General features: G+C 43.3%; 24 protein-coding genes. 11 read left to right on the top strand and 13 right to left on the bottom strand.

What is annotated here, in order from left to right; all coding sequences use genetic code 11:
• Nucleotides 1-116 precede the first annotated feature (116 nt).
• A complete protein-coding gene (gene tig / locus AB2J24_RS03390) occupies nucleotides 117-1,541 on the top strand; it encodes a trigger factor (protein ID WP_367384426.1) in 1,425 nt (474 codons plus the stop codon).
• 82 nt (nucleotides 1,542-1,623) lie between these two features.
• On the opposite strand, the gene radC is transcribed toward tig, so the two are convergent.
• The 4 genes from radC to AB2J24_RS03410 are packed head-to-tail and all read right to left on the bottom strand — an operon-like array spanning nucleotide 1,624 to nucleotide 5,812.
• Entirely contained in the window at nucleotides 1,624-2,421 is a 798-nt protein-coding gene (radC, locus tag AB2J24_RS03395; protein WP_162652324.1) for a RadC family protein, read from the bottom strand.
• Complete coding sequence (gene map, locus AB2J24_RS03400; RefSeq protein WP_367384427.1) at nucleotides 2,418-3,242, bottom strand: type I methionyl aminopeptidase; 825 nt, start codon at nucleotides 3,240-3,242, stop codon at nucleotides 2,418-2,420. The genes radC and map overlap by 4 nt, the downstream gene beginning before the upstream one ends.
• A 21-nt stretch (nucleotides 3,243-3,263) precedes the next feature.
• Entirely contained in the window at nucleotides 3,264-3,989 is a 726-nt protein-coding gene (gene sfsA / locus AB2J24_RS03405; RefSeq protein WP_162652322.1) for a DNA/RNA nuclease SfsA, read from the bottom strand.
• The gene (locus AB2J24_RS03410; protein ID WP_367384428.1) at nucleotides 3,989-5,812 is read right to left on the bottom strand and encodes a PHA/PHB synthase family protein; all 1,824 of its coding nucleotides are present in this window, start codon (nucleotides 5,810-5,812) and stop codon (nucleotides 3,989-3,991) included. The genes sfsA and AB2J24_RS03410 overlap by 1 nt, the downstream gene beginning before the upstream one ends.
• 146 nt (nucleotides 5,813-5,958) lie before the next feature.
• Here AB2J24_RS03410 and AB2J24_RS03415 point away from each other — a divergent pair, with 146 nt between their 5' ends.
• The 3 genes from AB2J24_RS03415 to AB2J24_RS03425 all read left to right on the top strand — a co-directional run bounded on the left by AB2J24_RS03415 (nucleotide 5,959) and on the right by AB2J24_RS03425 (nucleotide 9,212).
• Complete coding sequence (locus AB2J24_RS03415) at nucleotides 5,959-6,426, top strand: hypothetical protein (RefSeq protein ID WP_367384429.1); 468 nt, start codon at nucleotides 5,959-5,961, stop codon at nucleotides 6,424-6,426.
• Nucleotides 6,427-6,544: 118 nt separating this feature from the next.
• Nucleotides 6,545-7,777 (top strand): LL-diaminopimelate aminotransferase, encoded by a 1,233-nt coding sequence (locus AB2J24_RS03420; RefSeq protein ID WP_367384430.1) that lies wholly within the window; start codon nucleotides 6,545-6,547, stop codon nucleotides 7,775-7,777.
• 121 nt (nucleotides 7,778-7,898) lie between these two features.
• On the top strand, nucleotides 7,899-9,212 hold the full coding sequence (locus AB2J24_RS03425; RefSeq protein ID WP_162652320.1) for a homoserine dehydrogenase: 1,314 nt from the start codon (nucleotides 7,899-7,901) through the stop codon (nucleotides 9,210-9,212).
• Nucleotides 9,213-9,227: 15 nt separating this feature from the next.
• Here the strand turns inward: AB2J24_RS03425 and AB2J24_RS03430 are convergent, their stop codons facing one another.
• Entirely contained in the window at nucleotides 9,228-9,959 is a 732-nt protein-coding gene (locus tag AB2J24_RS03430; RefSeq protein ID WP_367384431.1) for a hypothetical protein, read from the bottom strand.
• A gap of 129 nt (nucleotides 9,960-10,088) precedes the next feature.
• Here AB2J24_RS03430 and AB2J24_RS03435 point away from each other — a divergent pair, with 129 nt between their 5' ends.
• On the top strand, nucleotides 10,089-10,619 hold the full coding sequence (locus AB2J24_RS03435) for a gamma carbonic anhydrase family protein (protein WP_367384432.1): 531 nt from the start codon (nucleotides 10,089-10,091) through the stop codon (nucleotides 10,617-10,619).
• Nucleotides 10,620-10,777: 158 nt separating this feature from the next.
• On the opposite strand, the gene AB2J24_RS03440 is transcribed toward AB2J24_RS03435, so the two are convergent.
• From AB2J24_RS03440 to AB2J24_RS03450, 3 genes are all read right to left on the bottom strand, one after another.
• Entirely contained in the window at nucleotides 10,778-11,386 is a 609-nt protein-coding gene (locus AB2J24_RS03440; RefSeq protein WP_420883606.1) for a transglutaminase-like cysteine peptidase, read from the bottom strand.
• 462 nt (nucleotides 11,387-11,848) lie between these two features.
• On the bottom strand, nucleotides 11,849-12,460 hold the full coding sequence (locus AB2J24_RS03445) for a PilZ domain-containing protein (protein WP_367384433.1): 612 nt from the start codon (nucleotides 12,458-12,460) through the stop codon (nucleotides 11,849-11,851).
• Between the two features lie 80 nt (nucleotides 12,461-12,540).
• A complete protein-coding gene (locus tag AB2J24_RS03450) occupies nucleotides 12,541-13,161 on the bottom strand; it encodes a PAS domain-containing protein (protein ID WP_367384434.1) in 621 nt (206 codons plus the stop codon).
• A 289-nt stretch (nucleotides 13,162-13,450) separates the two neighbouring features.
• Here AB2J24_RS03450 and AB2J24_RS03455 point away from each other — a divergent pair, with 289 nt between their 5' ends.
• Together AB2J24_RS03455 and AB2J24_RS03460 are read left to right on the top strand one after the other, a co-directional pair.
• Nucleotides 13,451-14,164: a rhomboid family intramembrane serine protease gene (locus AB2J24_RS03455; RefSeq protein ID WP_367384435.1), complete on the top strand. Its 714-nt coding sequence runs from the start codon at nucleotides 13,451-13,453 to the stop codon at nucleotides 14,162-14,164.
• Nucleotides 14,165-14,285: 121 nt separating this feature from the next.
• Nucleotides 14,286-14,717 (top strand): CBS domain-containing protein, encoded by a 432-nt coding sequence (locus tag AB2J24_RS03460; RefSeq protein ID WP_162652315.1) that lies wholly within the window; start codon nucleotides 14,286-14,288, stop codon nucleotides 14,715-14,717.
• Between the two features lie 3 nt (nucleotides 14,718-14,720).
• On the opposite strand, the gene hisI is transcribed toward AB2J24_RS03460, so the two are convergent.
• Both hisI and folE read right to left on the bottom strand, forming a co-directional pair.
• A complete protein-coding gene (gene hisI / locus AB2J24_RS03465; RefSeq protein WP_367384436.1) occupies nucleotides 14,721-15,134 on the bottom strand; it encodes a phosphoribosyl-AMP cyclohydrolase in 414 nt (137 codons plus the stop codon).
• Nucleotides 15,135-15,137: 3 nt separating this feature from the next.
• Nucleotides 15,138-15,749 (bottom strand): GTP cyclohydrolase I FolE, encoded by a 612-nt coding sequence (gene folE / locus AB2J24_RS03470; RefSeq protein ID WP_367384437.1) that lies wholly within the window; start codon nucleotides 15,747-15,749, stop codon nucleotides 15,138-15,140.
• Nucleotides 15,750-15,931: 182 nt separating this feature from the next.
• Between folE and AB2J24_RS03475 the strand changes: the two genes are divergently transcribed.
• The 3 genes from AB2J24_RS03475 to thrS all read left to right on the top strand — a co-directional run bounded on the left by AB2J24_RS03475 (nucleotide 15,932) and on the right by thrS (nucleotide 18,812).
• Nucleotides 15,932-16,372 (top strand): iron-sulfur cluster assembly scaffold protein, encoded by a 441-nt coding sequence (locus AB2J24_RS03475; RefSeq protein ID WP_367384438.1) that lies wholly within the window; start codon nucleotides 15,932-15,934, stop codon nucleotides 16,370-16,372.
• Between the two features lie 20 nt (nucleotides 16,373-16,392).
• Complete coding sequence (gene yidD, locus AB2J24_RS03480) at nucleotides 16,393-16,716, top strand: membrane protein insertion efficiency factor YidD (RefSeq protein ID WP_367384439.1); 324 nt, start codon at nucleotides 16,393-16,395, stop codon at nucleotides 16,714-16,716.
• A gap of 146 nt (nucleotides 16,717-16,862) precedes the next feature.
• The gene (gene thrS, locus AB2J24_RS03485; RefSeq protein ID WP_367384440.1) at nucleotides 16,863-18,812 is read left to right on the top strand and encodes a threonine--tRNA ligase; all 1,950 of its coding nucleotides are present in this window, start codon (nucleotides 16,863-16,865) and stop codon (nucleotides 18,810-18,812) included.
• Between the two features lie 36 nt (nucleotides 18,813-18,848).
• Here the strand turns inward: thrS and AB2J24_RS03490 are convergent, their stop codons facing one another.
• Nucleotides 18,849-19,781, bottom strand: coding sequence for a hypothetical protein (locus AB2J24_RS03490; RefSeq protein ID WP_367384441.1), 933 nt, complete (start codon nucleotides 19,779-19,781; stop codon nucleotides 18,849-18,851).
• 50 nt (nucleotides 19,782-19,831) lie between these two features.
• Nucleotides 19,832-20,401, bottom strand: a complete 570-nt coding sequence (locus AB2J24_RS03495) for a phosphatase PAP2 family protein (protein ID WP_367384442.1) — start codon at nucleotides 20,399-20,401, stop codon at nucleotides 19,832-19,834.
• Between the two features lie 203 nt (nucleotides 20,402-20,604).
• On the opposite strand from AB2J24_RS03495, the gene AB2J24_RS03500 reads away from it, so the two are divergent.
• A complete protein-coding gene (locus AB2J24_RS03500) occupies nucleotides 20,605-21,744 on the top strand; it encodes a DUF2336 domain-containing protein (RefSeq protein ID WP_367384443.1) in 1,140 nt (379 codons plus the stop codon).
• Here AB2J24_RS03500 and parE read toward each other — a convergent pair.
• Complete coding sequence (gene parE, locus AB2J24_RS03505; RefSeq protein ID WP_367384444.1) at nucleotides 21,741-23,843, bottom strand: DNA topoisomerase IV subunit B; 2,103 nt, start codon at nucleotides 23,841-23,843, stop codon at nucleotides 21,741-21,743. The two genes, AB2J24_RS03500 and parE, sit on opposite strands and share 4 nt — an antisense overlap.
• Nucleotides 23,844-23,893 lie beyond the last annotated feature (50 nt).

The raw sequence follows: 23,893 nt of genomic DNA on the forward strand, positions 1-23,893 counted from the left end.
ACTTTGAAAGAGATGAAGCTCCAGGCAGGATTAGGCCTATTGAGCGGTCAAAAAATCTGGTCAGGCAAATATTATTTAATCTCCGATAAATGTGTCGGATTGATAGGAAGTTAGATATGCAAGTAACTGAAACCCTCAATGAAGGTTTGAAGCGCGAACTTAAGGTCACTATCCCGGCTGCGGATATGGAGACTCAGTTGAATGAGCGTTTGGCTGATGCCAAAGATAAAGTGCGTATCAATGGATTTCGTCCGGGTAAAGTTCCAATGTCTCATATGAAGAAGACATACGGAAAGTCTATTATGGCAGAGCTTGTGAATGAGATCATTCAAAGCCGCCCTACAGAAATTCTTTCAGAACGCGGTGAGAAGTCTGCTACACAACCTGAAATTAATATGACTGAAGATCAAGATGAAGCCGAAGAAATTTTGGCAGCTAAAAAAGATCTTGAATTCACTCTTGCATATGAAGTTATTCCAACATTTGAAGTTGCTGATCTAACTAATCTTTCAGTTACGCGCCAAGTTGTCGATATTGAAGAAGCGGAAGTTGAAGAGCAAGTCATGCGTGTTGCGGACAGTGCTCGTAACTACGAGACTAAAAAGGGCGCTGCCAAAATGGGCGACCGCGTTACCATGGATTATCTCGGTAAAGTTGACGGTGAAGCATTTGAAGGTGGTACAGCCGAAGATGCTCAATTGGTTTTGGGTTCAAACCAATTTATCCCGGGCTTTGAAGACCAGCTTGTTGATATTAAAGCTGGCGACGAAAAAGTTGTAACAGTGACTTTTCCTGAAGAATATCAAGCCGAACATCTTGCTGGCAAAGAAGCAAATTTCGAAATTAAAGCAAAAGAAGTTGCCGCTGCTGGTGATATCGAGATTAATGACGAACTTGCTACAAATCTTGGTCTTGAATCTGCAGCCAAGCTTCGTGAAGTTGTTCGTGAGCAAATTGAGGGCCAGTATGGTCAACTAACGCGTCAAAAAGTTAAGCGTCAAATCCTGGATCAATTAGATGAACTTCATCAGTTTGAAACACCTTCAAAACTAGTTGAATCTGAGTTTGATAATATTTGGCGTCAGGTAAACACGGATCTTGAGCAGAACGGTAAAACGTTTGAGGATGAAGATACAACAGAAGACGAGGCTCGTGCTGAATATACAGCGCTTGCAGAACGTCGCGTACGTCTTGGTCTTGTCTTATCGCAAGTTGGTGAAGCCGCTGAGATTGATGTTACAGAAGATGAATTGCAGCGTGCATTGTTTGAACAAGTTCGCCAATTCCCGGGTCAAGAGAAGGAAATCTATGAATATTTCCAAAAGACACCGGGCGCTGCGCAGTCACTTCGTGCTCCGATCTTTGAAGAGAAAACAATTGATCACCTCATGACAGTTATCAAGGTTACTGATGAAACAGTAACTAAGGAACAACTTACTGCTGAAGATGAGGAAGAGGCTGCAAAGCCTGCTAAGAAAAAGGCTCCAGCAAAAAAGAAAGCTGCTCCTAAGAAAAAGGCAGCTGAAAAGTCTGAAGACTAGTTCGCACATATGTTTTGAAGAAGCCGCTAAGAAATTAGCGGCTTTTTTTATGTCTTCTGTTTGGATTATTTGGAAGCTAACGCTAGAAAAGGCGTAAACCTTTGAAACTCACATGACCTTCCTTGCCAATTATAATGTGGTCATGCAGCGTTATTCCAAGTGGTTTTGCTGTTTCCATAATGAGTTTTGTCATCTCAATGTCTGCACGAGATGGAGTAGGGTCGCCCGATGGGTGATTATGTACCAGGATAATGGCTGTGGCAGATAATTCTAGCGCACGTTTAACGACTTCTCTGGGATATACTGGTGTGTGATCAATTGTGCCCGTTTGTTGAACTTCATCGGCAATAAGTGCATTTTTCTTATCCAGGAAAAGGATTCGAAATTGTTCTTTTTCTTCAAAAGCCATCGCAGAATGGCAGTAATCTATGACTGATGACCAAGATGCCAGAATTTGTTTGTTCTGAAGTTCAGATTTAAGCGTACGTTGAGAGATACTCGCGATGAGTTTAAGGTCTTGCGCGACAGCTTCACCAATACCTTTGACTTCTTGAAGGCGATTGACTGGTGCCCCGAAAACTTGCGCTAATGTGCCAAATGTATCAAGGAGCGATTTGGCAATGGGTTTAGTATCACGACGTGGTATGAGCCGAAACAGAATGAGCTCTAATAGTTCATAGTCTTCAAGTGCTTCAGAACCGCTTTTTTTATACCGCTGTCTTAAGCGCTCTCTATGCCCGTGATAATGTTCGGCTTTGCCTTGTTTAGGCGCTTGAATGATTGGTGAACTTTGTTCTGCAAAAAATAAGCGTTCGTCTGCCTCAGGTTCAGACAATCCGTTCGGCGGTACGTCTTTATCGCTGTCACGATTTTTGCTCATGTAAGTCCCGGACAATCAAGGCCTTTGGGCGATAGTGAGAAGATTTCACAGCCATCGGCTGTTACACCGATAGAGTGCTCGTATTGTGCTGTTAAAGAACGATCTCGCGTTACGGCCGTCCAGCCATCGGACAGTACTTTAACATGCGGGCGACCCAAATTGATCATAGGTTCTATCGTAAATATCATACCTTCGCGGAGCTCAGGCCCCTGATCTGGTTGACCATAATGCAGGATATTGGGTACATCGTGAAACATCTGACCCAATCCATGACCACAAAAATCACGAACAACGGAGCATCGTTCTGATTCTGCATATGTTTGTATAGCGTGACCAATTGCACCTGTGCGTGCACCTGGTTTTACGGCTTCAATGCCGAGCATCAGACATTTATGCGTAACTTCCAATAAGCGCTCGGCAGCGCGTTTTATTGCACCCACTGGGTACATACGGCTAGAATCGCCATGCCAGCCATCCACAACAAACGTAACATCGATATTGACAATATCACCTTCTCGCAAAGGCTTTGCATTTGGGATGCCGTGACACACAACATGGTTGATCGATGTGCAACATGATTTTGTATAGCCTCGATAATTTAATGTGGCTGGCATTGCATCGCGCTCGTGGCCAAATTTGAAAACAAAATCATCAATTTCTTGCGTTGTTACGCCAGGTTTTACAATATCAACAAGCGCGTCGAGGCATTCAGCTGTTACAGCACAAGCTTTACGCATACCTGCAAAACCTTCTTCGCCATGCAACCGGATTTGGCCGGTATTTTTGATGGGTGCATCTATTGCGGCTATGTATTTGTTCATGTCTTTAACTTTTATTCTAAATTACAATTGATTTTGCACAGAAGGCTCATCAATCTTTATAAGGCTTTCCGGCCAAATTCCAAGTGGTGATATGTTGCATTGCAATGCGTAAGCTTCAACCCCATATTCCATTGCTTCGGTAAATGCCTCTGCATAAACGGGGTCCAAATCATGACATATTTTCAAACTGTCACAATCGTTTCGCTGAATGAGATAGACCATAATGGCTCTATGGCCAAGTTTAACCATATCGATAAGTTCATAAAGATGTTTTGCTCCACGGGCTGTTTTACTGTCTGGAAACTCAGCTAATCCGGGCTGCCGCATAAAATGAACGTTTTTTACCTCAACATAGGCCGTTTTTCGGTTCGGATCGGTCAGCAAAATGTCAATTCGTGAATTCTGCCCATATTTTTGCTCGCGTTGAAGTGTATCATATTCTTTTAGATCAGAAATCAAGCCAGCTTGAATGGCTTGCTCGACCAATTTATTTGGCCTTCCTGTATTTATTCCAACAATGGTATTATCTGCTTCTATGAGTTCAAAGCTGTATTGGTATTTTCGTGTGCCGCCTGTGCCATGATCACACATCCAAATTGTCGATGCAGGCGTTGTTAAGCCACGCATTGAACCCGTGTTTGGACAGGAGCCAGTAATTAGCTCCCCATTTTCCATTTCAGCATCAAACAAGAAACGTTTGTAACGCCTTATCAGTTTGGCTTTCACCAAGCTTGGTTCAAATTCCATTAGACTTTCGCCATGACATAGGAGCCGGGCGCATCTTCTATGACTTTGAGTTTTTTGTTGCCGATTTTTCGGGCTTCAACTGTATCGGGACACATTTTTTCAATCCATGAATGCCAATAAGGCCACCATGAACCAGGTTCCTCTTTGGCAGCATCTTTCCATTCTTCAAATGTCATGGAACCGCGATCAGCATGCCAGAATTGATATTTGTTTTGTGCCGGAGGATTGATGACACCTGCAATATGACCTGAACCTGCCATAACAAATTCGGTTGGGCCTGAGAAGTAATTACAGCCTAAATAGACCGATTCTGGTGGTGCTATGTGGTCTTCTTTCGCAGCGATATGCATGACTGGTATATTGATGTCTTTGGGATCAATCGTCTTGTCATCTAAAACCATTTTTCCGGTAGATAAGTTGTTTTCTAGATAGCAATTGCGCAGATAGAAAGAATGGTTTGCGGCTGCCATGCGTGTTGAATCTGAATTCCAATGTAGAAGGTCAAACGGCATTGGTTGTTGCCCTTTGAGGTAATTATTCACAACATAAGGCCAAATTAAATCCGCAGCCCGCAGCATATTGAAAGCTGCCGCCATTTTAGACCCTTCCAGATAGCCCGTTGCTTTCATATCTTCTTCTATGGTTTCAATACTTTCTCTCGCCGCAAATATTTTCAGATCACCTGCATGAGTGAAATCGACCTGTGTGGTGAAGAACGTTGCAGATTTTATGCGTTTGTCACCGGTTTTTGCGTGCAGCGCCATTGTTGCTGTGAGCAGAGTTCCTCCAACACAATATCCGATTGCGTTGACTTGCTTTTCACCAGTTGCTTTTTCGATTGTATCAAGAGCAAAATTGACCCCCATCTTTGAATAGTCTGTCCAGTCATATTTGGCGTGACGCTCATCGGGATTTACCCACGAGATCATGAAAACTGTATGACCTTGCTCAACAAGCCACTTAATGAATGACTTCTTCTCATTGAGGTCGAGAATATAGAACTTGTTGATCCAAGGTGGGCAAATTAGGAGAGGGCGCTTTATAACCTGTTCTGTTTTAGCCTGATATTGGATAACCTGGCAGATATCGTTCTGCGCAATGACCTTGCCTGGCGTTATGGCAATATTTTCGCCAAGTACAAACGGAGTAGAATCGACTTGGCGAATTTTTAACTCGCCTTTACCTGCAACAATATCTTGCGCAAACATTTCCATGCCGCGTGCAAGGTTTTCGCCATTTGTGGCAACTGTTTCTTTGTAAACCTCTGGGTTTGTCATTGCGAAATTACTTGGGCTGAGCGCTTCTGTAATTTGGCGAACGTAAAACTCCGCTTTGTGTTTGGTGCTGTCATCCAAGCCTTCAGCTTGCGCTACCAGCTTTTGCGCCCAGTCGCTTGTGAGCCAGTAGGTATTACGAAGAAGCTCAAAGAATGGTTTTTCTTGCCAGTCGGGGTCAGCAAAACGGCGGTCTTTTCTTTCCGATAACGGGTTTTTATCATCGCCTGTTGAAAGTTTTTGAACTGAGTTTGACCATAGATCGAAATAACTTGTGAGGAGTGATGTTTGTACCTCGATTGCTCTTTTGGGATCTTCAAGCCAATATTGACCGACTTTAGATAAGGTTTCAACCATATCTCCATACGGTTCCATAGCGTTTTCAGGTTGTTTTTTCTCGTCCTGTCGTTCTGCCCAGGCCGCCGCTGCTTTTCCCAAATTTTCAAGCGTTCTCGCAAAGTTAACCGCCATTTTCTGCGGATCATCAACAATATACGCATCTAGCGAAGCGTCCGCTTCGGTTTTACTATCTTTTGCGCCTTTTTTCACTTGTGACCCCTATAACGAATTTACTGTGCCAGTTTGCCATATAAATGATATCTTTGTGAAACATTTTTAGAGCATATAACAGCTTTATTGTAATTTTATTCTTACAAAAGGATATACTACCTGGATGAGCTTGAAGGAATGAAATATTGGCGAGTTTGAAAATTGGTTTGAAAACTGCTTTTGCTTTATTTAGCTGCGCATTATTGCAAGCATGTGTCTCTACTTCGCTAGAAGATGCTGCTCCGCGACGTGATGCGGAGAAAAACTCGCCGACCGTACTTGAGAATACATCGAACAATGATGTTGCCGTACATAAAGTCGATGATCCATTAGAGTCGCAAGCATCGGGCACATTACAAACTCAAACATTAGCAACTGAAACATTCCCAAAATATGACAAGCAAGGATATCCTACTTTTGCTGAAACGCCCAAAGGTGAAGTTGATCAGTTAAGCTCTCCTGAAAAAAATGCAATAGAAACCAAGATGACAGAGTTACTGCTCCGTCGTTCGACCAATGAGAATGTAAGAGCCAATTTTGAAGCCAAATTAAGGTATCTGCGGAAATTGGCGAAAACACACGAACAAAATGCCGACACAATCATATCTCAGTAATGGTGATATAAGTGTCTCAGGCTCGTAGATAGTGTCGCTAATTGAGCTGCCTATACTTGCATTTATTTGCGATCCATTGCAGTACATTCATACCATTTTGCAACTTTGAAAGAGAGAGATGATGGAAGAATTCCACAACATCCGCCGATTGCCGCTATATGTGTTTGAACAGGTCAATAGCCTGAAAGCAAGCGCGCGAGCGGCAGGTGCCGATATTGTGGATTTGGGGATGGGAAATCCGGATTTGCCCACATCACAATCTATCGTCGATAAGTTATGCGAAGCTGCGCAAGACCCGCGCACTCACCGTTATTCCACGTCTCGCGGTATTCCAGGTCTTCGCAGAGCACAAGCAAATTATTATAAGCGCCGTTTCGGTGTTACGCTTGATCCTGAAAAGCAAGTTGTTGCAACTTTGGGATCAAAAGAAGGATTTGCTAATATGGCACAGGCGATCACTGCGCCAGGTGATGTTATACTTTGCCCAAATCCGACTTATCCGATCCATGCTTTTGGTTTTATTATGTCTGGCGGTGTTATCCGTTCAATGGATGTTACGCCCGACGATTCGTTTTTCCCTCCGTTAGAGCGTGCCGTCAAACATTCGATTCCGAAGCCGACCGCTCTTATTTTGAATTACCCTGCCAATCCGACTGCTTGTGTCGCGTCTTTGGATTTTTATAAAGAAGTGATCGCATTTGCAAAAAAACATGACATCATCGTGTTGTCTGATTTGGCATATGCGGAAATTTATTTTGATGGAAATCCGCCACCATCTGTTCTTGAAGTTGATGGTGCCATGGATGTTGCCGTAGAATTTACGTCTATGTCCAAATCCTTTTCCATGCCGGGTTGGCGCATGGGTTTTGCGGTTGGTAATGAGCGCCTCATTGGGGCGTTGAGCCGTGTGAAATCATACTTGGATTATGGTGCGTTTACGCCAATCCAGGTGGCTGCGACAGCTGCATTAAATGGGGATGGCTCGGATATTGCCGAGGTTCGTGATGTCTATAAAACACGCCGTGATGTGATGTTAGATTCCTTCTCCCGCGCTGGGTGGGATGTAACTCCTCCTGAATCAACAATGTTTGCTTGGACAAAAATTCCCGAACCATTTTCCGACTTGGGATCGCTTGAATTTTCTAAGTTGCTTGTCGAAAAAGCTGATGTGGCAGTGTCTCCAGGTATTGGTTTTGGTGAGCATGGCGATGAATATGTTCGCATAGCGCTTGTTGAAAATGAGCATCGTATTCGCCAAGCTGCGCGTAATATCAAACGGTTCTTTGCTGAGAATGGACACGAAACGAGTGATAAAGCAGATAATGTAATTGATCTAACATCTCATAGATAAGTTGTTCAACTAATTCTTACTTTGAAGATTGACCAGTGCAAATTGGCGCTTTAAACCAAGCCCATAATTTGCGCTGGAGACGGTGCAACAATCTTTTCTTTTGGCGGCGAATGGAACCCTTATGTCAAATAGTTTGAAAGTTGGAATTGCTGGTCTTGGTACAGTCGGTGCATCTCTTGGCCAATTATTGGAGACAAAAGCTGCTAGCCTTACGAAAAGCTGTGGCCGTCCGATTACGGTAACCGCTGTTTGCGCACGAAATAAAGATAAGGATAGAGGGTTTAACCTCAGCGGCGTTGAATGGTTTGATGATGCCAAAACATTGGCTGAAGAAGCGGATATCGATGTTCTTGTCGAATTGATTGGTGGTGAAGATGGCGATGCTTATGAAGCCGTTAAAATTGCGCTCTCTCGTGGCTGTCACGTTGCGACAGCAAATAAGGCACTTCTAGCTAAACATGGTATGGAATTTGCAAAAATTGCCGAAGAAAAAGGAACTATTTTAAATTACGAAGCCGCTATTGCTGGTGGTATTCCAATTGTTAAAGCCATGCGCGAAGCTCTGTCAGGTAACAAGATTTCCCGTGTTTATGGTATAATGAATGGTACATGCAACTATATCTTGACGCGCATGCTTGCGGACAATATGTCGTTTGAAGATTGTTTAGCGGATGCCCAAAAACTGGGTTATGCAGAAGCTGATCCAGCCTTTGATATTAATGGCAATGATACCGCTCACAAGCTTGCATTATTGACAAGTATCGCATTTGGTTCAGAATTGGCCGCTGATGAGATCTACCTTGAGGGGATCACTAATATAACGATTGAAGACATTCATGCAGCAGATGAATTAGGTTATCGGATCAAGCTGTTGGGTGTTGCTCAGTTAACTGATTCTGGTATTGAGCAGCGTGTGCATCCAACGATGGTGCCAACTCACAGCCTTGTTGCACAAGTTGATAGTGTGACGAACGCTGTTGCTGTTGAGACTGATCTTCTGGGTGAGTTGGTCATGTCTGGACCGGGCGCTGGAGGCTTTGCAACTGCATCTGCTGTTATTGGTGATCTGGCAGATATTGCTAAAAGCAAGGTTGGCACTCAACATGCACCAGTATTTGGTAACCCGGTAGCAGAGCTTACTCCATATAAACGTGCGAAAATGAGAAGCCATGAAGGTGGCTATTTCATCCGCTTATCTGTCAAAGATGAAACTGGTGTTTTTGCCAATATTGCGACACACATGTCAGATCATTCGATTTCATTAAAGTCAATTGTTCAACGCGCCGATACCAAAGAAGGTGATAGCGGCAATCAAACCGTTATTCTGGTCACTCATGCAACGACAGAGCAGTCGGTTCGCCAAACAATGGAAGCGATTGCAAAAGAAGGATACTTGACCAGTAAACCACAGGTCATTCGTATTGAAAAACCCTAACTTGTTGCGCTGTAATCAGTGAACTTTGAGAGTAAGTTGAAGAAACTTTATCAGCTTGCTTTCAATTGCTTCCCAATGAGGAAGTAAGTGTTGGGAATATCTATATGTGACGCTCAAGTTCCCGATGATGTTAATATCTCTCTGGCATTCGGTAGCGCTGGGTGTTTTGTTATTGGTCGTATCTGCAAGACATTTGATGACGAATGGGCGCTCTTTTACTAATCTCTCTGTGTAGATTAATTCACCTTTGAAATTCGAACTATCACTCATTCTGTAATAAACAAGCTCCCCAGGTCCTTCGAGAGGAGCTGAATCAATAAAATTTCGATAGATGGGGTTAAACCTGCTCGACATATCCATTTGTCCATTTGACTTGGCAACATCAACGAAGATTACATTCGGATCTTCTCCAGCATCGTTAAAATCCTCCGCATTTTCCTTGGTGTACCCAGTAAAGTCCGGCCAGTTAAAATACAGGTTTAATCTACTCGTCACACCATCTCGGCGTTGCTCTGAAAATCGAATACTATTGGCTGTAACGGATAATGTACCTTTGCCTATAGTAATATTATGTTTGGATTGATCCACCGTATGTCCGCCATGAGAAATGGATTTGCTCCAATAATTTCCGCCGATGTAGATAATCAATGTTGCAATGAGTAGCGCACCTATTGCACTCGTAACCCTCCACAAAAAGTTTGGTGTGATGAGTGGTTGTTTTTCAAATTCCGGTTGGTCTTTGGTCATGAGTTATGCTTGATCGTGACATTTAATTAAAAGAATCATAGAAAACATTATGACAATAAATACTGCTTTCAGTAATTTAATTTCGCATTCAATTTTTTAAATAATCAGAATAGAAGGAAACAAAACACCATGGCGATTTATAGTTTGGATGGAATTGAACCCAAATTACCTATCGAAGGCAAGTATTGGATTGCTGATAGCGCTGAAGTGATAGGAAGAATTTCTGTATCGAGGGATGTAGGCATATGGTTCGGCGCCGTATTGCGTGGTGATAACGAATGGATCAACATTGGCGAAGGTTCAAACATTCAGGAAAACTGTACACTTCACACAGATATGGGGTTTCCGCTTATTATTGGGAATGGGTGCACAATTGGGCATAACGCAATTTTGCATGGCTGTGAGCTTGGCGACAATACACTTATAGGTATGGGAGCCACCATTTTGAATGGTGCAAAAATTGGTTCAAATTGTATTGTTGGTGCAGGTGCTTTGGTTACTGAAGGTAAGGTAATTCCTGATAACTCGCTTGTAGTGGGCGCACCGGCTCGTGTGGTTAGAGAAATTGATGAGGTGACGGTTCAATCACTTAAAGATAGCGCACACCATTATGTCGAAAATGCATATAAATTTCGATCAGGATTAACGCGATTGAAGTAAACATTGTTATCAAATTAAAGATAGCCGGTCCACTTAGGGACGTAAGTGGACCGGTAAGACCTTGAGTCTTTTTGGGGACGAGGATTGGGCAGACTCAAGGATTAGTAAACCTGACCTCGGGATTTTAGTGACTGGAGTTACATCACTGAAATATATATTTAGTTGAGGCTGCCGACAGCCCCGCTTCGACCTCCACCTAGAGCCATCCATGCACCGGCATGTTCTGACGATTGCCGCTTAATAAATCGATATCCGGTTTCGTGCCAAAGTTTCACATCATCGCGAAGATTATCGAGTACAAAATCACCGTAATCCGTTCGAACGGTTAGGATTGCATGTCCGGCCCCATCTGGTTGGAGAACAACCGTAATGAGAAGATCTGCTGGTGAAAATCCAGCTTTCATGAGTTTATGCCTTTTTAGCAAGACATAGTCTTCACAATCCCCGACTTGCTGAGGGTACGACCAGCGCTCTTCTACGCCATGGATTTGCATGTCCGTTAGTGGTTGGATATTATTATTGACGGACGCATTAACTGATATGATTTTCGACCATGCTTTTCGAGATAGATGCATGGGACCTTGATCACGCCCGATCACCTTACATTCGCTTGGCCTGACCTTACAAAACTCATAATGCCCGATAGGTGGATTAGTTTGCTCAATCGGACTCAAAAAATCTTGAGTTGCGAATGATTGTCCCGCAAACATAAGTGATAACCCTGTAATACATGCGCCTTTTTTTATGACGCTCTTGAATTGAACCATTTTTAGTTCTCCCCGTTATGGGAAGGACTATTGCAATTCGGTTTTTAAATTTGACCAATTTTGGCATCGCAATTTTATGCTAACTATATGTAATTATTACATAAAGTAGAATAAAATAATCAGAAAATTTGATGTGATTTCAATTCAAATTACAGTAAAATCAGCAATAAGTTTAGTTCAAATTTTACGAAATAACGTTCAACTGCCTGACTTATATGATCTTAAAGGTGCATGCTCAGATGCAAGACGACTGATGAGTCCGTGAATTTCTGAGCACGAGGTTGCGGATTCGTCTTTATGTATTCGGCTTTGAGAACGTATATTCGATGATTTCATCCAATATGTGGGATGAAAAAAATGATAGATAATTACTTATTTTTTTTGCAAACATGAGTATGCGCAGCTAAAAATCATTAATCGTAGTGTTTATGGAAGTACTATTTAGGGTATCCGAAGGTTAGTTTAACCTTTTAGGCGCTCTTCTAGTTCGTTAAGCGGTTGTACATGGGTAAACTCCATTGAAAGCCCATTGTCGAAATGCCTTACAACACGCCCTTGCATTGAACCCAGCCATAGTTTTGTTCCCACTTCAGGACGGATATCAACTACAAATGCGGCGCCAGAGACTGAAAGGTCCAAGATATGGCAGGGGTAGGTCCGTCCATCTTCCAAGCGTATTTCAGCATTGTCGTTGCTTGGTGTCGTACGTTCATGGCGGCGATCTTCTGAAACGCCAAGTTCGTGTTTGTTGGCAAGCCAAGTTAGCTGCGCTGCTAATTTGCTTTGCTTGCGCGGTGTTGCATGAATTGCAACCTCAAATCCGTCTTTCGTTGTGCGAGTGACAGATCCTTCAATACGACCTAACTGCTCGACATAGGCAATGACGCGTTCACCGGAATTTGGGAGATTTGCAGCAGAAAAAGAGGCAACAGCAGGAGACATGCGCTGGATTACACATTTTTGCTCACTATAATCTTGTCTCATCATACGACCTTGCAGATCAACCGTTACACTGTAGAACGAGTCTGAATTATCTTGCGGTGTCTCAGTCGTGTTGTGAGCTGAAAATGGCATTTTGAACAAAACCTTCGATTTTTGTATATCCGAAATCTATAATAGGATGGTTAAAAATCTGTAAGCTTTATGACTGGTGTTTAAGTATTAATTCCGCCATCGATAACATGTAAATGATGTTTCTTCCGGCCTGTTTTTTGTGGCTTTGTTATTGTTTTGCGCATCTTTGCAGGGTTTGCCCGCTGTCCATTATCAAAGGTGACAGGAATTGTATCTCGATCAATTGCTCTAATAGAAGTTAAAGACATGCCGATGATGTGTTTCTTCACAAATGGGTCATTCTGATCAAGGTCAGCCAAAGATCCAACGACCCGATCTGATTGATTACCCGTACCCGTTAAAGGCACGATCAACAATTCAAGTTCTGAGATAGAGCCTGCGCGGGTTAATCCATCCGCGCGTAATAAGTAGGGGGTTGTGTCTTCTATGCATCGGTTGGCGATAGTGCTTGGCTTGCGATCAACACCATTAAGCCAAAGTTTGGCAAATGCTTTTCCGCGAAGTTCTTCGCCAAACATTCCGCATATGTTCCCGCCGGCAAGCCGAATAGCTGCTATAGTGCAAGTTACTTCAAGCATGAAGATAGAACCTATAATATTGCCGATAGCAGAGGGTTCAAATTCAGGACGCAACGGGGCAGGGCGATCAGAACGTAATGCATTCCAATAATGAAACAATTCTCTGTTTGTCGAATGTTGCATGGCGCATTACCCGTTACTCTATACTTAAAACTACGATATCACCGATGGGTGCTATATTAGTTGATGGGTTGGGATTTTGTTTAACTGCCGGATATTAACCTTAATAAATGGTTTCTGTTGTGAGGTGACGCATTCTGTGGCAAGTTAATAATATGTTTCCAACTAGGAAAAACAGCACCCCATTTTGATCATTTCTGATCATAGACCGCGTGACATTTCACGTGGTCTTTTTTTTTATCCAAATAACGTCTATGGACGACTATATTTACATTTAAAATGGATAGCCTTTATGAACAGCAATTCAGACCCTGCTTCCTTTGAAGAACAAAAAGATCCACCTATCTTCAATTTGCCAGGCATTATCTTGTTCTCACTTGTCGTATTGTTAGCAATTCATGTGGTTAGAGAGACGTTTTTAAGCGAGCAACTTGATCTGGAGCTATTGGTCAATACTGCATTCATTCCTCAAAGGTATGTATTATCTATAACAGAGATGGGCGTCCCGTATGTTACCTCAGCATTTACCTACTCATTGTTACACGGCGGATATAGTCACCTCATCGTGAATGGGCTCTGGCTTGCCGCATTTGGTTCGATTGTCGCGCGTAGATGGGGAACTATAAGGTTTTGTGTTTTTTGGGTCTTGTCGGCGATTGCTTCGGCTGCATTTTTTGCGGCGCTGAACTGGGGTGAAGTTACACTGGTCATTGGTGCATCGGGTGTTGTGTCTGCCTTAATGGGAGCTGCAACACGGTTTGCGTTTCCACTCAGTGGGAGATTTATTCGAGATAAAGCTCATTTCTTACCTCGCCAATCATTTTTAGAGATTTTTCAGAACAAGACAGTTCTCATTTACCTCGCAGTTTGGTTTGGGATAAGCTTAATACCAGCATTCGGTGCCAATTTAACTGGCTCTGTAAATTCTGTTGCTTGGGAAGCGCATATTGGCGGGTTCTTGTTTGGGTTTTTATTATTTGATATTTTTGACAACAAGAACTGGTAGCCATTGTACATTTCTTAAATTTCGAGCTAGTCTTAATGTGATTCAGCTAAGCTGTGCTTTGGCTGATAAAGTCCGAAGAGGAACGTGATTTAAAGCTGTTTTGAAATTTGGGAGATAGCCTATGACTGTGAAACACATATTAGACGACAAGGGTTACGACGTATCTTCAATCTCAGGTGATGAAACCATCATTGAGGCTGCCGATTTTTTAGCCGGAAATAAAATAGGTGCTGTAGTTGTCTCATCTTCAGAAAAAGAAATTGCAGGCATATTATCAGAAAGAGACATCGTTCGAGCGGTATCTCAGCATGGAAAAGAGGTTCTCGATCGTCCATTATCGACGATAATGACCAAAAATGTGCGGACTTGTGATTCTGGCTACAGCATAATGAAGGTTATGGAACTAATGACAGAGGGCGGATTTCGCCACCTGCCGATTGTTGATGATGGTAAGCTTTTGGGTATTATCTCAATCAGAGATGTTATCAAGTACCGTATGCAGGAAGTAGAGCGCGAAGCAGAAGACATTAAGTCATATATAGCTGCTGGTTAGAGCTTATTCGATGATACGAAGTGAAGGGCTTGTTGTATTTAGCCCTTCAACTTTGCGGTAAAAACAAGATTTTCTATTTGTGTGACAAGCTGTGCCTTCACCAGCCATTTCTACTTTAATAAGTATCGCATCTTGATCACAGTCTGCACGCATTTCTTGGACCAATTGAATATTTCCAGATGTTTCTCCCTTTTTCCAAAGGGATTTTCGCGAGCGCGAGTAATAGTGCGCTATTCCAGTTTCAATGGTCAACGCTAAGGCTTCCGAATTCATGTGTGCTAGCATGACAACTTCGCCGTCTTGCACATCCGTTACAATTGCGGTCACGAGGCCATCGGCATTAAATTTTGGTGTGAATGGACCACTGCCTTCGAGAACAGATTTATCTGTGGGTGGAGTTTTAAACTCAATTGTCATGATTTACTCTTGACCAATGATAGACAGTAATTTGATTTGTTCTTGTTTGTCTTCTTTATAACGTCCTTTGTATGTGGACGTGACAGTTGTCGAACCTTGCTTACGAATTCCGCGCATGGCCATGCACATATGTTCTGCTTCAATGATTACAGCAACACCTTTTGGCTCTAGTGCTCCGTCGATAGCTTGGGCTATTTGGGCAGTCATGGATTCCTGAGTTTGCAATCGTTTTGCAAAAATATCGACAACACGAGCAATTTTTGAAAGCCCAACAACTTTTCCATCCGGTAAATAAGCAACATGAGCCTTACCGATGATTGGGACCATATGATGCTCACAATGAGAGAAGAACGGGATATCTTTCACAATAACTGCGTCGTCATAGCCAGAGACTTGCTCAAATGTTCGCGAAAGATCTTCGACCGGATCTTGGGCATAACCGCCAAATAGTTCGGAGTAGGCTTTTACTACCCTTTTAGGCGTGTCGATTAAGCCTTCACGTGATGGATCTTCGCCCAGCCAGCGTAGCAATGTTTCCACCGCACGTTCAGCTTCTTCACGTGTTGGTTTATTGTCACCACTATGGTCCAATATACTTTTAACGATCGCGTCCATATTTAACTCCGACATCCTAAGTTCTTACTCGGAAGTACTTCTATATCACCAAACCGAGCTTATTATATTACTAAAATAGTCGGAATACATAACTAGAAAGGTCTTTATGTGTTTTGTAATTTTTGTACAAGCCATTATATAGGAATTATGATGGCCATTTCGAGAGAGTAGTTTAAATTGGTATGATTGATCAGGTTTATAATACTAAAATACTTGAATTTGCGGGAAATATTTCCCGTATTGGTTCTCTGGCAAATGCAAACGCAACGGCTGTGGCACATTCGAAATTGTGCGGCTCTAAGGTGAAAATCTGGCTTAATGTCGAAAACGGAGTCGTGACTGATTTTGCGCACGATGTAAAAGCATGTGCACTTGGGCAGGCAACATCGGCAATTATGGCACAACATATTATCGGTGCTTCGACAGATGAATTGCGAAAAGTTCGCAGTGAAATGCTCGCCATGCTTAAAGATGGCGGATCGTCCCCGACTGGTCGATTTGATGACCTTAAATATCTTGAACCTGTAAAGGATTATCGTGCACGCCATGCTTCAACAATGTTGACATTTGATGCTGTTGTGACCGCGCTTGATGAGATCGAACGTGCAGAGCTGGCAAGTTGATAATTTACTGAATAATAAAATTGACGAAAAAACCGCAATCTAAAAATCAGCAATCCAGAAACTGGCAGGGCAAGTGGCCGAAAACGCCTGGGCGCCTCTTGGGTTTGGGGGTTGTGCGGCTCTATCAGCTTACTTTGTCTGGGTTTATTGGCAATTCGTGTCGACATTTGCCGACATGTTCTGAGTATACGTATGAATCAATTGCACGATATGGTCTTTGGGTTGGCGGATGGTTTGGCTTTTTTCGCGTTATCAGATGCGGGCCATTTGGAACACATGGCCATGATCCGGTGCCTGAACAGCTCTCAGAGAGCTACAGGTGGTATACACCTTGGCGTCGCTAAGTATTCTCGATAGTAGTTTAATGCATTTGATGCGGGAATATTTCTCTTTACGATCACTGATCTCCACGTTAAAAGCAGCCACCTTTAAAGGTAAGTTAAAACAACCACCCGCGTTTGTAGGCGGGACTGGATAAGGAGAGTATATTATGGCTGACGCCATCAATCTTAAATTCCCCGATGGTTCTGAACGTTCGTATGATGCTGGTACAACTGGCCGCGATGTTGCAGAATCAATCTCAAAATCTCTTGCTAAGAAGTCTGTTGCAATCACCATTGATGGTGAATTGCGTGACCTGAGTGATCCGATCACATCTGGTGCAATCGAAATTGTCACACGAACAGATGATCGTGCACTAGAGCTTATTCGTCATGATGCAGCACATGTTATGGCGGAGGCTGTTCAGGAACTTTTCCCTGGAACGCAGGCAACAATTGGTCCGGTGATAGAGAATGGTTTTTTCTATGATTTTGCCAAAGATACGCCGTTTACACCGGAAGATTTGCCAAAAATTGAAAAGAAAATGCGCGAAATCATTCAGCGTAATGACAAATTTACAAAGCAAATCTGGTCTCGTGACGAAGCAAAACGCGTTTTCGCTGAAAAAGGTGAGGCATATAAAGTTGAGCTAGTGGACGCAATTCCCGGCGATGAAGATGTGAAAATTTATCATCAAGGTGATTGGTTTGATCTTTGCCGTGGGCCGCATATGGCATCGACTGGACAAATTGGAACAGCATTCAAACTTATGAAAGTCGCTGGCGCATATTGGCGGGGTGACTCTGAGAATGAGATGCTGACACGTATCTACGGCACTGCCTGGGCTGACCAAAAGCAGCTTGATGCGCATCTTCACATGATTGAAGAAGCTGAAAAGCGCGATCATCGTAAGCTTGGTCGAGAGATGGATTTGTTCCATTTTCAGGAAGAAGGTCCTGGCGTTGTTTTCTGGCACGCCAAGGGCTGGCGGATGTTCCAGACTTTGACAAATTATATGCGCCGTCGTTTGGAAGAGCATGGCTATGATGAAGTCAATGCACCGCAAATTCTGGATAAAGCTTTGTGGGAGACATCAGGGCATTGGGAATGGTATCGCGAAAATATGTATGCAACTGAGACAGTTGACGATCGCGTATTTGCCATCAAGCCAATGAATTGCCCAGGTCACGTGCAGATTTTTAAGCATGGATTGAAATCCTATCGTGAGCTGCCTATCAAAATGGCTGAATTTGGTGCCGTGCACCGCTATGAGCCATCAGGTGCATTGCATGGTTTGATGCGCGTTCGAGGATTTACGCAAGATGATGCGCATGTGTTCTGTACAGAAGAGCAAATGACTGCTGAGTGCTTGCGTATCAATGATTTGATATTGACGACTTACGCTGATTTTGGATTTGATGAAATTACCGTTAAACTTTCTACACGTCCAGAAAAACGGGTTGGCAATGATGCCTCATGGGATCGTGCCGAAGAGATCATGACTAAGGTTCTCAAGACCATTGAAGAGAGTTCCGGTGGCCGGATTAAAACTGGTATTTTGGAGGGTGAGGGCGCTTTCTACGGTCCTAAGTTTGAATATACTTTGCGTGACGCTATTGGCCGTGAATGGCAATGTGGCACGACGCAGGTTGATTTCAATCTTCCAGAGCGTTTTGGAGCTTTCTATATTGATAGTGATTCTGAAAAACGCCAGCCAGTTATGATCCACCGCGCAATTTGCGGCTCGATGGAACGTTTCTTAGGTATTTTAATTGAGAGTTTTGCTGGTCATATGCCGTTATGGTTTGCACCTTTACAGGTCGTTGTTGCGACGATTACGGATGAGGCAGAAGAATATGCCTCTGAGGTAGAGAAAGAACTAAAGGCGGCGGGTCTTCATGTTCAAACAGATTTTCGCAATGAGAAAATCAACTATAAGGTACGCGAGCATTCAGTTTCCAAAGTGCCGGTCATTATAGTCTGTGGTCGCCGCGAAGCTGAGGAAAGAACGGTCAATATTCGTAGATTAGGAAGTCGAGATCAGACATCCATGACTTTGGATGAAGCTCTTGAAAGCCTAAAGCTTGAGGCGACACCTCCGGATTTGAAACGTAAATAATATTAAAAACACTTTGTTTGGCAACTTGTTAATGACTTAGTTGCCAAGCAAAACCTCAATATCAACGTTTTCACCGGCAGTGACGTGAAAATCTAATGGATATTCTTTTCCTCGATGTAGAGCGCTGACTTGGTAGTCGCCTTCAGCAAGTACTAAGTTAGGAAACGCACCAACCATTTCGTTGATTACGTCGCCTGATGAAGAGTATAGCGACCATGCGGTGTCAGCAATACCTTCTCCACCTTGCTTTGATACGAGTTTAAAAGTTACTAATGCTGCCCGATGCTGCATTTGAACTTCTGTCAACTTGCCTTTTTCCACCCGAATATCGGCACGGGTAACGGCGTTGATATCTCCATAATTGGATACAACGTGATAGATACCTTCATTTAGCCTGATAACTGTGTTCGCGCTAACGCCTTCTAAAACCAGCTGACGGTCGCTGTCTTGCGCATCTTGATCTTCTCCGGAATAGATTGCAAATTTTAAAAACTTACCTACAACACGTCCATTGCCACCGGATGTCGCATTTAGTATGAGGCCGCCTGCATCAAGAATATACGTTTGAGCTGAAATGCTACCTGTAGATGGAACAGAGAGCTTTTTGGTAACGCCCGCTCGACCGAAAGCCACGTGCACGAAATATTCACCTGGCGTGAAATCAAGTTTTGTGGAACCGCCTTCTGTTTCTGCAATAAGTCTAAGTTTTCCAGTCTCATCGGGAGTTGGGTCAAAAACGCGCCAAATTAAACCATTTTCGACTGATTCCCCTCCATCAACCAACACTGCTCTAAGGGTTACGGTACGAGCTGACTCGCCTGAATCATTCGAGAAGTCTTTTAATCCAGGTAGCGCGATTTTCGGTGTTAGATCCAATGGTGCTTTAGTTTGTGCAGATGCAGCCCCCGAAAACATCATGATCAACAATGTTAATTTGAGAGCATATTTTAATATTTGGTTGGAAAACATGAAACAACCATGAAATGTAAATGCGTATTTTTCAAGATGGAAAATAAATTTCAAGATATTGATCGTTCAATTTTATCATTCTTATTCGTATGTTTTTTACGGCGGTTCGCCAGCTGTTTTAAAACTCCATATGGACCAGAACCTTTTCGCCAAGCACTGGCCATGAAAAAACCGATTATCCAGCCAGCAAATACTTGCCAGATATTATGTTTCTCCGCTTCTAATCTAGATGTGCCAGTGAATGCTGCCGTAAGTACAAGCGCAGATTTTACCCATACATTTCCTTGTACACAATTGAATATTAGACTTGTTGCTCCAAATGTAGCGGAGGCAGTGTGGCCAGATGGAAAGCCCCCTGTATTGCCGGAAGGCCTTAGATTTATCGGAATTTCGCCAAGTGTGTTTTTAGGAATATGTATAGCTAACTGTAATGCACCTAGCCGGGTCGCGAAATCACCAAAGTTGCCATTAGCAAGTGCGCAAGCACCCGCAAGTACTGGCAACATTATCTGCAGCATATCGCCATATTTTTCTGCCCGTTTCTGTGTGAGCATAATGCTAACGGCAAGAACAACAACAATTATGATGCTTTTCTTATTTTCATTTAATGCGGGGAGCATATGTATTTCCCATATCTTCTTGGGTGTGTTTACATTGCTCTCTTGGTTTGAACAAGTAAAGTGTGACTTTTTCTATTCTTGTTTCGTATAAAGTGTGTTTGTAACAGCTTAACACAAGGTTAAGGTGCAGGGTTAAGGGGAAGTTAACCAATTAGGCTCAATGTGTGCTGATATTAAAGTATTGAGTCGATGTAGGGCGCGAAATGATTTTCGATAACTTTTCTGTCTGGGCTGAGAGTTCAGATACTAGGTCAAGAATATTGGCGGTGAAAGCGCTTTGTGAATCCTATATATGTTCGGACTTCAATGCCGATGAGATGAAAGCAGCTGAAGGGGCAATGATCCTCTTATTGGATGATCCGTCATCGGAAGTTCGTAAAGCTATGGCGTCCAGCCTTTGCGCGCACGAAGATGTTCCAATCATTGTTATTAATGCCTTGGCGCAAGATCAGCTGGATGTTAGCGCCCCAGTATTGGCCTATTCGCCGCTTCTGTCAGATAACAATCTTATAGATTTAGTAGCCGATGGACTGCTGGAACATCGATTTATCGTATCACAGCGCAAGTATATTAGCCCGGCAGTATGTGCAGCATTGATTGAAATCGGTGAAAAAGAAGTTGTATCGGAACTTCTGCAAAATAGCGGATCTCAAATTGCTTGTTTATCGTTGGTGCGGATTGCTGAGAGATTCGGGCAAGCTGGTGAAATTCGGAATGAATTGCTTAATCGTAATGATATTCCTGCTCACATTAGATATGAATTAGTAGAGCAGTTGGGCCAAGTTTTGGCCAAAGATAGTTTGCTCAGTGCCCTCATGGGTGAAAAACGCGCCAGCTATGTGACAAAAGACGCATGCGATCAGGCTGCGTTATCCGTAATCGAACGAACTTCTGATGATGATATGGAAGCCTTGATTGAACATTTGAGGCTTTCCGGGAAAATTACATCGGCACTCTTAATGAATGTTCTATCTGTAGGCAATGTAGATTTCTTTGCTATGGTTATTAGCAAATTATCTGGAAAAGGGGTATCCCGAATACGTGCGATCTTGCGAGACGGACATTTCTCTCTTGTCAAAGCGCTCTATAAATCAGCAGGACTAAGCCCCGAACTTATTCCTATCTTTATTGACGCAACTTTACTTTGGCGTGACGCATCCCACCAAAGTGACATTGTGCTTGCCGATGAAATCGTAGCAAAACTTCTCGATAAATATCAAGATCAGGTGCGTTCGCAATCATCTGTCGCGGAATTGCTTATGATGATGGAAAACACACGTTTCAAGCAATGTCGCCGTGTGGCCAAATCATACGCTATGTCATTGGTCAAACAAGCCGCTTAAATATCTAAATTATCAACGAATTCAGCATTTTCTTGTATGAATTTAAACCGTGCTTCTGGTTTTGTACCCATTAAATCATCTACCGTTTTATTGGTATTTTCAGGTGTGATATCGTCGATTTCAATTTTTAGAAGTGTTCTCTTGCCAGGCAGCATGGTTGTTTCTTTGAGTTGTGCAGGTAGCATCTCACCAAGACCTTTAAATCGTCCGACATCAACTTTTCCTCGGCCTTTAAACTCTGTTTCCATCAACTCAGCCCTGTGCGCATCATCACGTGCATACAGTGTTTTGGTTCCTTGTGAAATTCGATAGAGTGGTGGAACAGCCAGAAATAGATGGCCTTCGCGAATGAGGTTGGGCATTTCTTGGTAGAAAAAAGTGATGAGGAGCGACGCAATATGAGCGCCATCGACATCGGCATCAGTCATAATGATAATACGTTCATAGCGTAGATCATTTTCATGGTACTTTGATCGCGTTCCGCAACCGAGCGCCTGAATGAGATCCGCCAATTGCTGGTTAGATGTGATCTTTTCTCTTACCGCACTTGCCACGTTAAGGATTTTGCCGCGTAGTGGGAGAATTGCTTGGTTTTTTCTATTTCGTGCTTGTTTGGCGGAACCGCCCGCAGAATCACCCTCCACTATGAAGAGTTCAGCCCCTTCGGACGTTTTCTGGCTACAGTCTGCAAGTTTTCCGGGGAGCCTTAGCTTTCGAACAGCTGATTTTCGATTGACTTCCTTTTCCTTGCGACGACGCATGCGTTCTTCTGCACGCTCGACAACCCATTCCAATAGTTTTGCCGCTTCTTGTGGCGAATCTGCGAGGAAATGATCAAACGCATCACGAATACCATTTTCGACGATACGTTGAGCCTCAACAGTTGCAAGTTTGTCCTTTGTCTGACCTACGAATTCTGGTTCACGGATAAAGACTGATAACATGCCTATCGCGGATGTCATCACATCGTCCGTTGTAATTTGTGCGGCTTGTTTGTTTCCCACAAGTTCGCCGTAGCTTTTCAATCCGCGAGTTAAGGCAAGGCGAAATCCAGCTTCGTGTGTACCGCCATCTCGGGTAGGGATGGTGTTACAGTAAGATTCAATTTGACTATCGCCAGCGTGCCACGCAATGGCCCACTCCATCGACCCATGGCCACCTTGCTTACTGCTTTTGCCAGAGAAAATTTCGCGTGTGACGCGATGTGCCTTGCCCAATGAATGATCCAGATAATCACTGAGACCACCAGGGAAATGGAAAGTAGCTTTGGCGGGAATATCTCCACCTTCTTTAAGAATGGAGGGCGCACATGACCATCGAATTTCGACGCCACCGAAGAGATAAGCTTTTGACAGCGCCATTTTATAGAGGCGAGCAGGTTCAAACCTAAGGCTCTCGCCAAAAATTTCCGGATCCGGATGAAATTTTACTTTAGTACCACGGCGATTGTGAACCTCTCCAAGAGTTTCTAAACCTCCTTGCGGAAGACCTTTTGAGAATTTTTGCCGGAAGAGTTCTTTATTTCGCGCAACTTCGACAATGAGGTCATCAGATAGGGCGTTCACAACCGAGATACCAACACCATGCAATCCGCCGGATGTTTCGTAGACACTGCTATTAAACTTGCCGCCAGCATGAAGAATGGTCAGAACAACTTCAAGAGTTGATTTTCCAGGGTGTTTTGGATGGTCCTCAACGGGGATGCCGCGACCATTGTCGCTAACTGATACGTAGCCATTTTCATCCAGTTCAACTTCGATAAAGCTTGCATGCCCTGCAACTGCCTCATCCATAGAGTTATCGATGATTTCAGCAAAAAGATGGTGTAGTGCATTAATGTCAGTGCCGCCAATATACATACCTGGGCGCAAACGCACGGGTTCCAATCCTTCAAGCACCTCAATAGCGTCGGCACCATAATCACCATCTTCGTTGGTTTTTTTTGGTGAGGCAGCTTTTTTGGGCTTCAGGTTCTGTGAAGCAGCAGGCTTAACAGCGGCCTGGATTGCAGGTGCAGGATTAGCTTGTTTAGCCGCGGTTTCGGGCTTTGGTTCAGGTGTAGAGCCCATAGTTGAAAAAAGGTCGTCGGAATTGTCCATATAATTGCCGTAATTCTTCTGTTCGAATCATCTAATTTAACCGATAATGT

Source organism: Lentilitoribacter sp. EG35, from assembly GCF_040784015.1.
Taxonomy (GTDB): domain Bacteria; phylum Pseudomonadota; class Alphaproteobacteria; order Rhizobiales; family Rhizobiaceae; genus Lentilitoribacter.

Bases quoted from the DNA above. Each gene is read 5' to 3' on its own strand.
- tig (WP_367384426.1), top strand. From the start codon at position 117: ATGCAAGTAACTGAAACCCTCAATGAAGGTTTGAAGCGCGAACTTAAG.
- radC (WP_162652324.1), bottom strand. From the start codon at position 2,421: ATGAGCAAAAATCGTGACAGCGATAAAGACGTACCGCCGAACGGATTG.
- map (WP_367384427.1), bottom strand. From the start codon at position 3,242: ATGAACAAATACATAGCCGCAATAGATGCACCCATCAAAAATACCGGC.
- sfsA (WP_162652322.1), bottom strand. From the start codon at position 3,989: ATGGAATTTGAACCAAGCTTGGTGAAAGCCAAACTGATAAGGCGTTAC.
- AB2J24_RS03420 (WP_367384430.1), top strand. From the start codon at position 6,545: ATGATGGAAGAATTCCACAACATCCGCCGATTGCCGCTATATGTGTTT.
- AB2J24_RS03425 (WP_162652320.1), top strand. From the start codon at position 7,899: ATGTCAAATAGTTTGAAAGTTGGAATTGCTGGTCTTGGTACAGTCGGT.
- AB2J24_RS03430 (WP_367384431.1), bottom strand. From the start codon at position 9,959: ATGACCAAAGACCAACCGGAATTTGAAAAACAACCACTCATCACACCA.
- AB2J24_RS03435 (WP_367384432.1), top strand. From the start codon at position 10,089: ATGGCGATTTATAGTTTGGATGGAATTGAACCCAAATTACCTATCGAA.
- AB2J24_RS03440 (WP_420883606.1), bottom strand. From the start codon at position 11,386: ATGGTTCAATTCAAGAGCGTCATAAAAAAAGGCGCATGTATTACAGGG.
- AB2J24_RS03445 (WP_367384433.1), bottom strand. From the start codon at position 12,460: ATGCCATTTTCAGCTCACAACACGACTGAGACACCGCAAGATAATTCA.
- AB2J24_RS03450 (WP_367384434.1), bottom strand. From the start codon at position 13,161: ATGCAACATTCGACAAACAGAGAATTGTTTCATTATTGGAATGCATTA.
- AB2J24_RS03455 (WP_367384435.1), top strand. From the start codon at position 13,451: ATGAACAGCAATTCAGACCCTGCTTCCTTTGAAGAACAAAAAGATCCA.
- AB2J24_RS03460 (WP_162652315.1), top strand. From the start codon at position 14,286: ATGACTGTGAAACACATATTAGACGACAAGGGTTACGACGTATCTTCA.
- hisI (WP_367384436.1), bottom strand. From the start codon at position 15,134: ATGACAATTGAGTTTAAAACTCCACCCACAGATAAATCTGTTCTCGAA.
- folE (WP_367384437.1), bottom strand. From the start codon at position 15,749: ATGGACGCGATCGTTAAAAGTATATTGGACCATAGTGGTGACAATAAA.
- AB2J24_RS03475 (WP_367384438.1), top strand. From the start codon at position 15,932: ATGATTGATCAGGTTTATAATACTAAAATACTTGAATTTGCGGGAAAT.
- thrS (WP_367384440.1), top strand. From the start codon at position 16,863: ATGGCTGACGCCATCAATCTTAAATTCCCCGATGGTTCTGAACGTTCG.
- AB2J24_RS03490 (WP_367384441.1), bottom strand. From the start codon at position 19,781: ATGTTTTCCAACCAAATATTAAAATATGCTCTCAAATTAACATTGTTG.
- AB2J24_RS03495 (WP_367384442.1), bottom strand. From the start codon at position 20,401: ATGCTCCCCGCATTAAATGAAAATAAGAAAAGCATCATAATTGTTGTT.
- AB2J24_RS03500 (WP_367384443.1), top strand. From the start codon at position 20,605: ATGATTTTCGATAACTTTTCTGTCTGGGCTGAGAGTTCAGATACTAGG.
- parE (WP_367384444.1), bottom strand. From the start codon at position 23,843: ATGGACAATTCCGACGACCTTTTTTCAACTATGGGCTCTACACCTGAA.